1 protein-coding gene is annotated in these 16,666 nt (G+C 70.0%); it reads right to left on the bottom strand.

The features are described 5' to 3' along the window. Positions 1 to 68: 68 nt before the first annotated feature. Positions 69 to 16,466, bottom strand: a complete 16,398-nt coding sequence (locus AB0I35_RS13685) for an amino acid adenylation domain-containing protein (RefSeq protein ID WP_357396178.1) — start codon at positions 16,464 to 16,466, stop codon at positions 69 to 71. Positions 16,467 to 16,666: the final 200 nt, after the last annotated feature.

Genomic DNA, 16,666 nt, shown 5'->3' with positions numbered 1-16,666 from the left:
GCCCGGTCCACGGTGCGGTGCAGCGTCGACGGTGGTTCACAACTCCCACCGGCCCAGGTCACGGAACGCTAGCCGCCGAGACCGCGCAGGATCCGGGCGATTTCGGTGAGGGCGGCGGGTTCGGTCATTCGCCAGTGGGTGGCTGCGATCGGATAGTTGTGCACCGTTGCGGTGACCGCGTCCGCCCACGACGTCGCACCGGTGGAGCCGGTCGCGTCGTCGGCGGCGGTGAAGTAGGTGAGGGGGCCGTGGAAGGGGCGGGGCCGGTAGGCGGCGTCGAGTGCGATGGAGGCGATGGCACCATCGATGATCCTGTCGACGCGCGCTTCGTCGACGGGCACGTCGGGTGCCGACAACGCACACAGTCGGCGGGCCAAGGCCCGTGCGTCGGTGTCGTCGCCGGCGCCGGCGAACCCGCCGAGCAGATCGGCGGCGGTGGCTTCGGTGGCCGTCGCGGGTGAGGCGCTGGTGAGGCGGCTGTCGAGCATGCCGAGCAGCGCGACCTGTTCCCCGTCTTCCTGCAGTTGCACCGCCATGGCGTGGGCGATCACTCCGCCCAGCGACCAGCCGAGCAGGTGGTAGGGCCCCTCGGGTTGCACGGCGCGCAGATGCTTGAGGTAGAGCAGTGCCCATTGTTCGATCGAATCCGGCAGTGGCTCGGTGGAACTCAGGGCCGGTGACTGCAGACCGTAGACGGGGCGGTCCAGGTGTGCGGTGAGACCACTGAACGACCAGGCCAGGCCGCTGACGGGGTGCACACAGAACAGTGGTTCGCCGGTGCCGGTGGTGCGCAACGGGAGCAGGATGTCGAAGGCGGTGTCGGTGCCGGTGGAGTCCGTACCGGCCGCCCGTAGCGCGGTGAGGATCCCGGCGGGGGTGGGTGCGGTGAAGATCCAGGTGACGGGGACGGTCGCGGCGAGCGCGTCGCCGAGCTGGGTGGCCAGGCGGGTGGCGAGCAGTGAGGTGCCGCCGAGTTCGAAGAAGTGGTCGTCCATGCCGACCCGGTCCAGGCGGAGTACGTCGGCGAAGACCGCGCATACCGCCTGCTCTACCGCACCGGCCGGAGCCCGGTGGGTGCGGGTGGTGAAGGTCGGTGCGGGCAGGGCGTCGCGGTCGAGTTTGCCGTGTGCGGTGAGCGGAATCCGGTCCAGGACCACTATCGACGCGGGCATCATGTGGGCGGGCAGGTGGTGGGCGGCCCACTCGGTGAGCCGTTCGACGGCGATCGTCTTGCCCTGTCCGGCAACAACATAGGACACCAGCACGGTTTCGCCGGTCTGGTTGGCTCGGCCGAGGGTGACCGCGGACGCCACGTCGGGATGATCGGTGAGGACCGAGTCGATCTCGGTGAGCTCGATGCGGAAGCCACGGATCTTGGTCTGGAAGTCGGTGCGACCTCGGTAGTCGAGTTCGCCGTCGGCGGTCCAGGCCGCGAGGTCGCCGGTGCGGTACATGCGTTCGCCCGGGGTGAAGGGGTCGGCGACGAACCGTTCGGCGGTGAGGTCGGGGCGGGCGAGGTATCCGGTGGCCAATTGTGTTCCGCCCAGATACAACTCACCGGTGACTCCGGTGGGGACAGGGTTCAGGTGTGCGTCGAGAACGTAGACGCGGCTGTTGTGGACGGGTCGGCCGATCGGCACGGTGACGGTGTCGCGCGGTGTCACCCGGTGACTGGTGATCGACACGGCGGCCTCGGTGGGTCCGTACACGTTGAACAGCGCAGCCTGTGGTGCCGCGGTCTGGATGCGGTACGCCAGGGACACCGGCAGTGCCTCACCGATGGCGAGGATGCGGCGCAGCGAGGTAGGCAGTTTTTCGGTGAGCAGGGCATCGAGCATCGAGGGAACGGCGTGCAGGGTGGTGACGTTCTCGGTGCGCATCAGCTCCGCCAGGTAGGCGGGGTCGCGGTGTCCGCCCGCGGACGCGAGCACGATGCGCCCACCGCTCACCGCGGTGGACCAGAACTCCCACACCGACAGATCGAAGGTCGCGGCGGTCTTCAGCAACACCGCATCGTCGGTGCCGAGACCGAATTCGGTGGTCTTCCAGCGCAACTGGTTGACGATCGCGGCGTGCGGCACCGCGACACCCTTGGGTCGGCCGGTCGATCCCGACGTGAAGATCACGTAGGCGGTGTCGGTCGCCCGGACGGGGGCTATCCGTTCGGCGTCGACGAGTGGTTGCGGTGAGTAGCCGCCCAGATCCAGCTGCTCGACCGGCGCGGCATCGTGCGAACCGGTCGCGGCGAGCCAGGTGTCGGCGTGGGTGAGGGTCAGCAGCGGGGCCGCGGTGTCGAGGATGTAGCGGGTGCGTGCCTGCGGTTGGTCGGGGTCGACGGGCACGTACGCACCACCGGTGGCCGCGACCGCGTACATCGCGACGATCAGGTCCACCGAGCGCCGCAGCGCGAGCGCGACCCGTGTTTCCGGCCCGACGCCGACGGCGACGAGGTGGCGGGCCAACCGGTTGACGCGCGCGTCGAGTTCGGCGAAGGTCCAGCGCACACCGTCGGCGACCAGAGCGACCGCGTCCGGGGTGGACCGGACGGTGGCCGCACGCAGCGAGGCCAGGGTGGCGGCCGGATCACCGTGTCGCACAGTGCTATTCCAGGTGTGCAGGACACGGGTACGTTCGGCGGGGTCGAGTAGGTCGACGGTGTGCAGGGGACGGTTCGGGTCGGTGAGTACCGCCGAGAGCAGCCGGGTGAGCCGGTCGAGGAATCCCGCGACGGTGGCTGCGTCGAACAGGTCGGTGGCGTAGGTGCAGTACCCGCCGATACCGGTCGGGGCACCGTCGCCGCTGTAGCCGTCGGCGACGATCAGGTGCAGATCGAACTGGGACAGTTCGCGATCCAGCTCCACCGAGCTGACGCCGACACCGGGCAGATCCATGCTGACCTGTCCGAGGTTCTGGAACGACAACCCGACCTGGAACAGCGGATGCCGCGCGGTGGATCGGGCGGGGTTGAGGACCTCGACGAGCCGTTCGAAGGGGATGTCGGCGTGGGCGAAGGCCTGCAGGTCGATGTCGCGTTGCCGGGTGAGCAGGTCGGAGAAGCTCGCGCGGTGGTCGACGCGGGTGCGGAAGACGAGGGTGTTGACGAACATGCCGATCAGGTCGTCGAGCACCGCGTCGCCACGACCGGCGACGGGTGTGCCGATGGCGATGTCGGTGCTGCCCGACAGGCGCGACAGCACCACGGCGAAGGCGGTGTGCACGGCCATGAACAGGGTCGCGCCGTGGGTGCGCGACAGTTCGGTCAAGGCGGTGTGGGTGGCGGCGTCGAGGGTGAACGGCACCCGGCCACCGGCATACGTCTGGACCGCGGGGCGCGGGCGGTCACGGGGGAGCTCGAGCTGGTCGGGCAGATCCGCCAGCTCGCGCTGCCAATAGGCGAGCTGGGTGGCGGCGGTGGAGGTGGGGTCGGTCTCGTCACCGAGCAGGTTCTGCTGCCAGATGGCGTAATCGGCGTACTGCACGGGCAGTGGCGTCCAGGTGGGGGCGTGACCGTCGACGCGGGCACCGTAGGCCAGCACCAGGTCGCGGGTGAGCGGGCCACCGGAGAAACCGTCACCGGCGATATGGTGCACGGCGACGGCGAGGATGTGTTCGTCGCCGGTTCCGAACAGGGCGGCGCGCAACGGCACCTCGATGGTCACGTCGCACGGCGCCGAAACCAGTTCCGCGACAGCAGCGTTCGGGTCCGCCGGGGTGGGTGCGAGCACCAACCGTGGCACGTCGGGATGGTCGGCGGGCAGCACGACCTGCGCCGGTGCCTGATCGAGCATCGGGTACACCGTGCGCAGGATCTCGTGGCGGGCGACCACATCGGTGAACGCGGCGACCAGCGCGGCGGTGTCGAGCGCACCGGTCAGCCGCAAGACGACGGGAATGGTGTACGCGGCGGTCCCGGTGTCGAACCGGTTCAGAAACCACATGCGCTGCTGGGCGGGCGAGAGCGGAATGCGCTCCGGCCGTGGCTGGGCGCACAGCGCGGGCCGCGTCTGTGCGTGCGCCGAGGCGCTGATCGCGGCGGCGCATCCGGCGACAGTCGGTGCGGCGAACAGTGAACGCACCGGCACCCGGGTACCGACGGCGGCGCTCAGGCGTGCCGCCAGCCGGGTGGCGAGCAAGGAGTTGCCACCGAGGTCGAAGAAGTTGTCGTCGGCACCGACCCGTTCGACGCCGAGGACTTCGGCGAAGACCGCGGCGACCGTGCACTCCGGCCCGGTGGACGGCTCCCGGTAGCGGCGGCTGACGAATTCGGGTGCGGGCAGCGCTGTGCGGTCGATCTTGCCGGTGGCCGACACCGGAACACGATCGAGCACGACCACCGCCGCGGGCACCATATGCGCGGGCAACAGCGTCGCCGCCCATCGGGTCAGGGCACCGGCATCGGGGGCGCGACCGGTCACGTACGACACCAGGACCGTCTCGCCGGCCGGGTTCTCGGTGCCGAAGGTGAGGGCGAAACTCACCTGCGGGTGCCGCACCAGCACGGCATCGACCTCGCCGGGTTCGATGCGGAAGCCGCGGATCTTGATCTGGAAGTCGCCGCGGCCCAGGTATTCCAGCTCGTAGCGGTCCGTGTGCACCCAGCGCACCAGGTCACCGGTGAGGTACATGCGCGCACCGGTCTCGCTCCACGGGCAGGCCACGAAACGTTCGGCGGTGCTCGCGCCGCGACCACCGTAACCACGCGCCAGGCCGGGCCCGGTCAGGTACAGCTCACCGGTGACACCGACGGGCACCGGCCGCAACCGGGCGTCGAGCACGAGTGCGCGCATGCCGGGCACGGGGGTGCCGATTGTGATGCGCTCACCGGCGCGCAGGACGGTGTAGGTGGCACCGATGGTGGCCTCGGTCGGGCCGTATCCGTTGAGGAAGGTGCGACCGGATGCCCACGCGGACAACAGTTCCGGTGCTACGGCCTCACCGCCGGCCGACACGCAACGCAGGTCGGGCAGCCCGGCGGGATCGAGGGTGCTCAGCAGTGCCGGGGTGATGATCGTGTGGGAGACGCGTTCGGTGCGCAGCAGCTCGTCGAGTTCGGCGCCGCCGAAGGTGTCCGGTGGTGCGATGACGAGGGTGGCGCCCCGGTGGAAGGCGGTGGCGATCTCCTCGATCGACTGGTCGAAACTGGGTGAGCACACGTGCAGCATGCGGTCGTCGTGACGCAGACGCATCAGGGTCGCCGAGTGGGCGACGAGAGCGGCCAGACCGGTGTGGGTGACGCACACACCCTTCGGGGTACCGGTGGAACCGGAGGTGTAGATCAGGTAGGCGGTGTTGTCGCGGCGCAGGGGCCTGCGGCGGTGCCGGTCGCGCACGGGGGTCGACGCGTACGCCGCCGTCCGGGCGCGCACGCCCGGGTCGTCGACGACCAAGGCCCGCACCGATTCCGGAAGTACCCGGGCGTGTGCGGTGACGGTGATCCCCACCTCGGTGCCGGAGTCGGTGAGCATGTGCCGGATACGGTCGGCGGGGTAGTTCGGGTCGACGGGCAGATACACCCCGCCCGCCTTCGCGACCGCCCACAGCGCGAGGATCGCCTCGTAGGAGCGGGGGATCGCGCAGGCGACCACGGTTTCGGGGCCGACGCCCTCGCTGATCAGGACCCGCGCCAACCGCGAGGATTCGGCGTCGAGTGTGCCGTAGGTGTGGTCGGTTCCGTTGTCGCGCACGGCGATTCGGTGTTGCCCGAAACCGGTGCCGCGCACGAGGAGCTGGGCGAGGGTGCGCACGGAGCCGTGGGGTGCCCCGGTGCCGATGCGTGCGAGCAGGTGATCTTCGCCCCGCACCCATACCGACAAGTCACCCACCGGGACGTCCGGACGGCGGGCGATGTCGGTGAGCAGGTCGATCAGGCGGCGCGCGAACCCCGCCGCGGACGCGTCGAGTCCCGGGCCGACGCCGACCGACATTCCGGTGGACGACTCGGTCACCACCACCGTGAGGTCACCTGCCGAGTCGGACGAGAACGCCGAAACATCTTGCGGGTGCGCGGGAGCACGCAGTTCGAGGCGGATCTGTCCCAGCGAGCCGTGTTCCGCGCCGAGTAGGTGAGCGAGGTCCTCGACCGGGATTCCGGCGTGGGCGAGCGCTTGGTCCGCTGCCCGGTGCGCGCGGTGGAGCAGCGTGCGGAACGGTTCGGTGGGGTCGATGTGCGTGCGCAGCAGATGATCCGCGGCGCGGAGCACGATGTCGTCGGAGCCGGTGAGTCGTGCGATCAGGATCGATACGGCTGCGCTGATCGCACTCGACCAGCGCACGCCTGCACTGTCGGCAAGCCGACGCAGCTCCCGGTGCGTTGTCGCCGGGACGGGGAAAGCCGATGGCGGATGATCCTCGTCGCGGGCGCCGACCGCGTGGCCATCGGACGTGCGGTGGTGGGCCTCGCTCGTCCGCCCGGCACCGGCCGAGCGCCGGCCGGCACCGCTGCGGGGGTCCATGGTCCGCATCGGTGCGGCCACCTCAGCGATGTCGGCCGGGTCGCGAGTGTCGAGGTCGATCAGCGCTTCGGTGGGCAGTGTGAGGCGACCGGGTAGGTCGGCCAGGGTGGTTCGCCAGAAGCGGGAAACGGTGATGGGGTCGGACGGTTGCGCGCCGAGTTCGGTCACGATGTCGATGGCGCGCGCTGGGGCCGACTGTCGATGTGGCGTGGATTCGTTCGTGGCTGTCAGTTCGGACAGGGCGGTGCGTAGCCGGTCGGTGACGGCGCGCGCCACCTCGTCCGACACCAGGTCACGCCGGTATTTGACCTGTACCTGGGTGCGGGCGCCGAGGAAGACCAGGACGGTGATCGGGTAGTGGGTGTGGTCGGCGCCTTGCAGGTCGTCGATGCGCAGACCGTCGAGCGCCCCACCGGCCTGCTGCAGACCCTCGACATCGACGGGGTAGGACTCGAACGCCAGCATCGTGTCGAACAATTCACCACGACCGGCGGCCCTTTGGATGGCGCCCAGCCCGAGGTGATGGTGGTCGAGCAGGGTGGCCTGCTCGGCCTGCACCGCGCGGATCATCGCGCCGACTTCACCGTCGATGCGCACGCGCACCGGGACGGCGTCGACGAACAGGCCGATCATGTCGCCGACACCGTCGAGCTGCGGTGGGCGCCCGGATACGGTGGCGCCGAACACGACGTCGTCGCGACCGGTACTCGCGGCGACGACCAGCGCCCACGCGGTCTGGAACACCGTATTGGCGGTGACCTCGACCGACGCGGCGAAGGTGGTGAGCGCGGCGGTGGCGGTGGCGTCGAGCTCGAATTCGCACAGCCCGTAACCGGTTCCGGTGGGGCGTGGCCAGGTCAGTTCTGGGGCGAGCATGGTCGGTTCGACCCCGTGCAGCAGCTCCGACCACGCCTGCTCGGCGACGGTCCGGTCCTGGCGGCTGAGCCAGTCGAGGTAGTCGCGGTAGGGACGCACCTCGGGCAGAACGCTCGCGTCACCACCGGTGGTGTAGAGGACGAGCAGTTCCTTCATCAGCAACGGCATCGACCAGCCGTCGAGCAGGATGTGGTGGCCGGTCAGCACCAGGCGGTTGCGTCCGGAACCGGTGCGGTACACCGTGAAACGCAGCAGCGGCGCGACCGCGGGATCGAATCCGGCCGCCTGGTCGGCGGCGAGCAGATCGGCCAGGTCGGCCTCGGTCGTGTCGACCACCCGCACCGGTGCCTCGACGTCGTCGGCGATCACTTGCACGGGTGTGCCGTCGGGCGTGGTGACGAATGCCGAGCGCAGGTTCGCGTGCCGGATGAGGACAGCGGCCGCGGCGCGACGCAATCGGTCGACGTCGAGCTCGCCGGTGAGGTCGACCATGAGCTGGATGACGTAGGCGTGCACCGATTCCTCGAGCATGTCGCCCAGCGCGAGCAGCGAATGCTGGAGCGGTGAGAGCGGCAGAACGTCCGACAGCCCGGGGTGGTCGCGCCGCCAGGTGTCGAGTTCGGTTTGCGTCACCCGGACCAGCGGCACATCGGACGGTGTCGGTCCACCCGCCTGCGGGTAGTGGGTGTGATCGGCGAGTGCGGTCAGCCAGTCCGACCAGATCTCGGCCAGCTCCCGAACCTCGGATTCGTCGAGAATGCCGGTGGCGTAGCGGAAGTCGGCTTGCAGTCGCAGCCCGGTCTCGGTGGTGACCGCGATGGTGTTGATGTCGAGGACAGCGTTCGCGGGCAGGGTGGGGTCGTGGTCGACGTCGAACTCACCGAGGTCGTCGGTGGGCAGCCAGTCGCCGTCGGCGGGGCCGGTGGTCACCGCGCGACCGAGGTAGTTGAATCCGATCTGGGCCACCGATTCGGTCGCGAGGTGCCCGGCGCCGCGCAGCAGCCCGAAACCGATGCCGTTGTCGGGCACGGCGAGCAGTTGTTCCTTGATCGTGCGCATGGTCGCGGCGAGCGCTTCGTCGTCGAAACTCGCCGGTCGCAGCTCTGTCAGGTCGAGCACGACGGGGTAGACGGTGGTGAACCAGCCGACCGTGCGGGTGAGGTCGGCGCCGGGGACGACGTCTTCCTGTCTGCCGTGGCCCTCGAGCCGCAGCCGCAACGCGGGCGCGTCGACACCGCGACGGGCGCGCCACACGCGCACCGCGAGCGCGAGTGCGGCGAGCAGCCCGTGGTCGGCGCCCGCCCGGTACAGGGCGGGCAATGTCGTGAGCAGGGCGTCGGTCACCTCGGACGGGATCCGCACGGTGATCGAGCGCGTGGTTGCCTCGGTGTCGACCGTGCGATCGAGGGGACGGGCACCGAGCAGCGGGTCGGCGGTCGCGAGCGCGCGCTGCCAGTAGGGCAGTTCGGCGGTGCGGTCCACGGTGGTCAGTGCGTGCGCCCAGCGCCGGAACGAGGTGCCGACCGGCGGCAGCGCGATCGGCTGTCCGGCACTGTGTCGGGCCCAGGCCAGGATCAGGTCGGGCAGCAGGATGCGCCAGGAGACCCCGTCGATGACGTAGTGGTGCGCGGCGACCGCGAGCACGTCACCGCCGCCGTTGCCACGAACCCAGGTGAACGCGATCATGCGGGCCGCCGCCGGATCCAGCGTTGTCAGCGCGGCATTCATCGCCCGGGTACCGATTGCGGTGCGGTCGTCGCCCGCTTCGAGCTCGCCGATCAGCGCGTCGACCGGCACCGCGTGTGGTTCCAGCACCTCGAGCCGCCAGCCGCCGTCGAGATCGCACAGCCGGGCACGCAACATGTCGTGGCGCGCCACGACGGCGGCGATGGTGGCGACCAAACCGGCACGGTCGATGCCGTCGGGCAGGGCCAGCACCATCGTCTGGGCGAAGCGGTCACTGGATCCGGTGGCCAGGAATTCGGTGAGCACGGGTGTCAGCGGAACATCGCCGACACCGCCGCCGGGGAGTTCGGCCAGGGTGCTCGTGGCCGGGCCGTCGGTGGTCGCGACCCGGGCCAGGGCGGCCACGGTGCGGTGCTCGAAAACATCTCGGGTGGAGAAGGTGATGCCCGCCGTGCGGGCCAGCGACACCAGCTGGATCGACAGGATGCTGTCGCCACCGATCGCGAAGAACGACTCGTCCGCCCCCACCGACGACACCCCGAGTACGCGGGCGAACAAGTCGGCCAGGCGGGTTTGCATCGCACCCCTCGGCGCGGTGGTCGTCTCGGAGACGGTGATCGGGTCGGGCAGGGCTCGGCGGTCGAGTTTGCCGTTGGAGGTCAACGGCCAGGCATCCAGGACAACGATCGCCGCCGGCACCGCATGGGCGGGCAGACGGCGTGCCGCATGGTCGATCAGGTTCGCGGGATCGGGCGTGGCATCGTGTGCGGCAAGCACGTACGACACCAGGGTGGTCGAGCCGGCGGGCGTGCGTCTGCCGACGGTGACGGCGCACTCGACGTCGGTGTGCCCGGTCAGCACCGCGTCGATCTCGCCCGGTTCGATGCGGAAACCACGCACCTTCAGCTGGGTGTCGGCGCGGCTGACGTAGTCGAGGTCACCGGACGTGCGCAGACGAACCAGGTCACCGGTCCGGTACATGCGGCTGCCGTGGGGACCCCACGGGTCGGCGACGAAACGGGCCGCGGTGGTGACGGGCTGGTTGCGGTACCCGCGGGCCAGGGCCGGGCCCGCCAGATACAGCTCACCCGTGACACCCGGTGCGACCGGATTCAGCCGTGCGTCGAGGACTACGGCATGTGTGCCGCGCACCGGGGTACCGATCGTGATCGGTTGTCCCGCGGTCAGTTCGGCATAGGTGGAGATGATGGTGGTCTCGGTGGGGCCGTACCCGTTGAGGTAGCGGCGGTGCGGGCCCTGCCATTTCGCCGGCAGTTCCGGTGTGGTCACGTCACCGCCGACCGACAGGGACACCAGGGCGTCCAGACCGGCCGGGTCGAGGGTGCCGAGGACGGCCGGGGTGATGATCGCGTGGGTCAACGCCTCGGCCGCGAGCAGGTCGGCCAGTTCGACCCCACCCACGATGTCGGACCCCACGATCACCAAGGTCGCGCCGGTCGAGAAGGCACACAGCCACTCGAGCACCGACGGGTCGAACCAGGGTGAACAGATATGCAGGAAGCGGTGATCCGGCTCGAGGCGGTAGCGCTCGACCGCCTCGGCGACCAGCGGGCCCAGGCCGGCATGTGTCACTGTGACGCCCTTGGGCAGGCCCGTGGAACCGGAGGTGTAGATGATGTAGGCCGGGTGGTCGGCGCGCAGCGGGGTGCGGCGGTCGTGGTCGGTGATCGGGGTACTCGACCGGGCGGCGCAGGACTCGCTGAAAGCGGGGTCGTCGAGGACCAGCCAGGTGATGCCGGTGGGGAGGCGATCGAGGTGGGCGCCGACGGTGATGCCGAGCGTGGCGCCCGAATCGGTGACGAGGTGGTGCAGGCGCTGGGCGGGGTTGGCCGGGTCCATGGGCACGAACACACCGCCTGCCGTGGTGATCGCGACCGCAGTGGCGACCATCTCGTAGGAGCGTGGAAGTGCCACGGCGACAGGGATTTCCGGGCCGACGCCGTGTGCGATGAGTTCGCGGGCCAGGCGTGCGGTGTGCTCGGTCAGCTCGGCGTAGGTGGTCGAACGACCGTTGTGGCGGATCGCGACGCGGTCCGGTCCGAGAGTCGCGCCCGTGGCCACCAGGTCGGGGAACAACGATGTCGGTGTCTCGGCGCTGGGGCGGGTCAGCAGTGCTGTGTGTTCGGCGGTGCTGAGAATCGGCAAGTCACCGACAGGGGTCTTCGGGTTCTCGACTGCGGCCGCCAGGAGCCGAACCAAGCGCTCGGCGAAGGAACCGATCGTCTGCCGATCGAACAGGGCTGTGTCGTAAGTGAATTCGGCGCCGCCTCGGGTGGGTTCGGTGTGGTTGTCCATCACGTCGGTGTCGAGCGACAACGTCAGATCGAAGGACGTCTCGTCACTGTGACGTGCGATGGCCGGACAGAGCATGACGCGAAGCAGCGGGTGCGGCGCCGCCGCGCAGTGGCTTTCCGTCGACTCGGATTCGCCGAGGTGTGGGGCGCAGGGGTCTGCATAGGCGGAGTGCCGCGCCACCATCTCATCGGTAGTCATCCCTGGTCGCGCCATGGCTTCGTCGAAAACCATTGAGGCGTCGGCAAGGACGCGCTCGAACACGGCGGCGCCGAGGACGCGCAGACGCAGCACCCGGTGTGCGGCAGAAGAGGACGGGGCCGCGATGGCGATGTCGTCGGTGCCCGACAGGCGTGCCAGCAGTGTCGCGAAGGCCGCGTACACAACGCTGAGCGCCGTGGTGTCGTTGGCGCGGGCGGTGTCGCGCACCCCTCGGCACACCTCGGCGGGAACAGCGAAGTTCACCCGTCCGGGCCGCTTCGTGAGGCGCCCGGCCGACTCGACAAGGTGAGCCGGGTCGGATGGTTGCCGCACCGCGTGTATGGCGGGTGACGACTCGCTACCGTCCGACGAGACCCGCCGGGGGTGCTCCGTCGGCAGCGGCAACTCCCATGGCAGGTCGGTGAGCACCGCACGCCAGTACGCCACGTCCGAGATCGGATCACGCCGGCGCGCAAGGGTTCCCAGCAGCTCGCCGGCGGTGCGTTCGGGCGAGTGCACGATGGCGTCGAGGACTGTGCGCAACCGGTTCGCCAGTGCCTCGGCGATATCCGCGCCGATCGCCTCGAGCCGGTACTGCAACCCGACCCGGATCCCCGCACCGACCTCGACGCCGACCGCCACGGGGTAATGGGTGGCGTTGGCGGCCTGCACATCGACGATGTCGAGACCGTCGATCGAGCCGTGTGCCTGCCGCATCCCTTCGGTGTCCACCGGGTACGACTCGTACGCCATGAGTGTGTCGAACAGTTCCCCGGCGCCCGCGACGCGCTGGATATCGGTCAATCCCAGATGGTGACCGCCCAGCAGCGCGATCTGCTCGGACTGCACCCGCGACAACAACTCCCGCAACGACACGGCCTCGCCGATTCGTACCCGGACGGGAATGGTGTTGGCGAACAGACCGACCATGCCGTCCACACCGTCGAGCTGTGGTGGGCGCCCCGACACCACCGCGCCGAACAGCACATCGTCACGACCCAGCGCCCCGGCCAGCACCAGTCCCCATGCGGCCTGGAACACGGTGTTGACGGTGACCTCGGTAGCGGCGGCGAAACCGGTGAGTTCCTGGGCGGCATCGCGCGACAATTCCACGACCGACATCCCGTGGCCGGGTGCGGCGCCGGTGGGTGGGACGGTGGCGGTGAGCAGGCTCGGTTCGTGCCCGTCCAGGGCCGCGCGCCAGCTCCCCAGGGCAGCGGTGCGGTCCTGCTCGGCGAGCCAGGCCAGGTAGTCGCGGTAGGGGCGCACGGGTGGCAGCAGGGTGGGCGCACCTTCGGCGGCATAGCAGACCAGCAGTTCGCGCATGAGCAACGGCATGGACCAGCCGTCGACCAGCAGGTGATGCGCGGTCACCACCAGGTGCATGCTCGCCGGTCCGCGATAGACGGTGAACCGGAGCAGGGGTGCGGTGGTCAGGTCGAACCCGATGCGGGATTCGGCGGCGAGCAGTACGTGTGGGTCGGTGCGGTCGGTGTCGACGACGCGCCACGGCACCGTCAGGTCCTCGGCCACGACACCGACCGGGGTACCCGCCGTTGTCGTGACGAAGGCGGTGCGCAGGATGCCGTGCCGGTCCAGCACCGCCCCCGCCGCCCGGCGCATTCGCTCGAGGTCGACCGCACCGGTCATCTCGACCGCCAATTGCACCAGGTACGGGTCGGTCGGCGACACCTGCGCCAGGAACAGCAACCCGAGCTGCAAGGGTGCCAACGGCACCACATCGCTGAGGCCGGGGCGGGTGCGCTGCCAGTCGTCGAGCTCGGCCTGGGTGACGCTGACCAGCGGCACATCGGCGGGCGACAGGCCACCGGCCGCCGGATGGTCCAGATGTTCGGCGAGCACCGTCAACGCCGTGGTCCAGCAGTCGGCCAGCTCGCGCACGTCCGCCTCGTCCAGGATCAGCGACGCGTAGGAGAACGAAGCACGAAGCAGCACACCGTCTTCCGTGCCGACCGCGACCGCGTTGATGTCGACAACGGCGGCTGCGGGCAGCTGCGGGTCCTGCTCGGCGGCCGGTTCACCCCAGTCCGCGGTGGGCAACCAGCTGTGGTCGGCGGCGTCGCCGGTGGAGACGCGGCCGAGGTAGTTGAACCCGACCTGGCCCAGCGAACCCGGTAGCTCGGTCGCGTGGTCGAGGTGGCGCAGGATGCCGAAACCGATGCCGCGGTGTGGCACCGCGCGCAACTGTTCCTTGACGGCCTTGACCACCGACGCGGTCTGCGCGCCCGGTTGCCATGCGCCGTCGGCGTCGACCTCGCCCAGGTCGAGCGTCACCGGGTACATGCTGGTGAACCAGCCGACGGTCCTCGTCAGGTCGGCGCCGTCGACGGCGGATTCCTCACGCCCGTGACCCTCCAGGCGCACCCGGGTGGTGGACGCGTTCACGCCTCGACGGGCCCGCCACCTCCGCACCGCCATGGCAAGGGCGGCGAGCAGGCCGTCCTCGGCGCCCGCCCGGTAGCGGGCGGGCAGGTCGGTGAGCACGGCACGGGTGATGTCGGCGGGGATCTCGACGCTGAACGTGCGTACGGTCGACGCGGTATCGGTAACCGGGTCCAGTCCACGTTTCCCGAGCAGCGGGTCGGGAACCTGCAGGGTTCGCCGCCAATGGTCGAGTTCGTTGCGGCGCTGTGGTGCGGACTCGGCCAATCCGTGCGCCCATCGACGAAACGACGTACCGACCGCGGGAAGCGCGATCGGCTGACCCGCCGCGTGCTGGGCCCACGCGGTCACCAGGTCCGACAGCAGGATTCGCCACGAGACACCGTCGATCACGAGGTGATTGGCTGCCACGATCAGACCGTCGGGGCCGTCGTCGCGGGTCAGCCAGGCGAAACCGATCATCCGGTGGCCGCGTGGATCCAGTGCCGCGAGGACGGAATCCATCGCCGCGGCGGCGATGTCCTCGGAGCCATCGAAACGCTGCAGCAGGTCGTCCACCGGGACGCCGCCCTTCGGCAGCACGTCGAGCGACCACTGCCCGTCGATCCCGCGTACCCCGGCGCGCAGCATGTCGTGATGATCGACGACAGCGGTCAGGATGCGAACCAGCGTCGGCCGATCGATGCCCTGGGGGAGGGCGAGCACCATCTGCTGGGTGAATCTGCCGAACACGCGGCCGTCGGCGAGGGTGGCGGCGAGCACCGGTGTCAGCGCGACCTCACCCACCCCGCCACCGGGCAACTCGGCAAGCGCCGGAACGGCATCGTCGCCGAGCGCGGCGACCCGGGCCAACCCGGCCACGGTGCGGTGCTCGAACACCTGCTGCGGGGTGAACGAGATGCCCGCGTGGCGTGCGCGGGTCACCAGCTGGATCGACAGGATGCTGTCGCCACCGGCGGCGAAGAACGAATCCTCGGCACCGACCCGCTCCACGCCGAGGATCTGGGCGAACAGTTCGGCGATCGCCGTTTCCACCGGCCCCTCGGGTGCGCGGGAAGTCGCGGCGGCGAAAACCGGTGCGGGTAGTGCGTTGCGGTCCAGTTTGCCGTTCGGGGTCAGCGGGATCTCGTCGAGCGGCACCACGAGCGTGGGCACCATATGGCCCGGCAGGCAGGATCCGACGAAACGGGTCAATTCCTCGGGGTCGATCGCGGCACCCTGCGCGGCGAGCACATACGAGACGAGCGCGGTCGCCCCGGAATCGGCTGTCGCGCCGATGGTGACGGCGTAGTCGACCTCCGGATGTGCGGTGAGGGCCGCGTCGATCTCGCCGAGCTCCACCCGGAAACCGCGGATCTTCACCTGGAAATCCGACCGGCCCAGGTACTCGAAGTCGCCGCTTTCCGTGCGCCGCACGAGGTCACCCGTGCGATACATCGGCGCTCCGGGCGCCGCGAACGGTGCCGCGACGAACCGTTCGGCCGTGAGCCCCGGCCTGCCCCGGTAGTTCTGCGCCAGCGCCGGACCCGACAGATACAGCTCACCGGCCACCCCGACCGGGACGGGACGCAACCGCGCGTCCAGCACCACCGCACCGATCGCGGGGAAGGCGGACCCGATCGTCACCGGCTCACCGGGTGTCAACGCGGCGCTGCCGGTGGCCAGCACGGTCGCCTCGGTGGGGCCGTACCCGTTGAAGAACGCGCGGCCCGGCGCCCAGCGCCGCACCAGTGTCGGCCCGAAGGCATCGCCGGCGACCACCACGACCCGTAACTCGTCGAGCCCGCGCGGGTCCACCGATTCCAAGGCCGCCGGGGTGATGAGCATGTGCGTCACCCGTTCCCGGGCGATCAGCTCGGCCAGCTCCTGGCCCGCGTAGACCTGTGGCGGCGCGACAACGAGGGTCGCACCGGAGTTGAACGCCACCAGCAGTTCCAGCACGGATACGTCGAAATTCGGGGAACACACGTGCAGCACCCGTGCCGAGGCATCGACCGCGTATCGTTCGCGGGCCGCCGCGACCAGACCGGCCAGGCCGGTATGTGTGACGACCACGCCCTTTGGTCTGCCCGTGGAGCCGGAGGTGTAGATGACGTAGGCGGGGTGCTGGTCGGTCAGCGGGCGCACCCGGTCCAGATACGAGATCGGATGCGCCGGCTGGGCGGCGATCCGCTCGGCGTCGGAATCGAGCTCGAGCCAGACGATCGACTCACCGAGGGTCGGCCGGTGCGCCGCGCAGGTGAGGCCGAGGACCGCGCCGGAGTCGGCCAGCAGGTAGGCGATGCGCTCGGCGGGTAACGACGGATCGACGGGGACGTAGGCGGCACCGGTCTTGGCGACCGCCCACACCGCCACCACCGATTCGATCGAGCGGGTGAAACCGAGCGCCACCACGTCACCCGGACCGATGCCATGGGCCAGCAGCTCTCGCGCCAGCCGGGCGGAGTACTCGTCGAGTTCGGTGTAGGTGAGCTCGCGGCGGGCACCGTCGGCGGGGGAGAAGGACAGGGCGATCGCGGCGGCGGCAGTGTCCACCGCGGCCGTTAGCAGCTGCGTGAAGAGGGGAGCGCCCGGCTTCCGATTGCCTCGACCACGCGGCGACCGACGAACTTCACCCATCCGAGTACAACATCCTCACCTGTCCGGCCCACCACTGCCTGAACGACCCACGAACCCTGCGCGGATTCTGGATCTACCGGGGGTGGACCAGGGTGTTCGGCGACCATGAGACCACA

Origin of the sequence: Nocardia sp. NPDC050378 (assembly GCF_040655675.1) — a bacterium.
GTDB classification, from domain to species: Bacteria; Actinomycetota; Actinomycetes; order Mycobacteriales; family Mycobacteriaceae; genus Nocardia; species Nocardia coubleae.
Note: the sequence above shows the minus strand (reverse complement) of the source record. Positions and strands in the feature narration are given on the sequence as shown.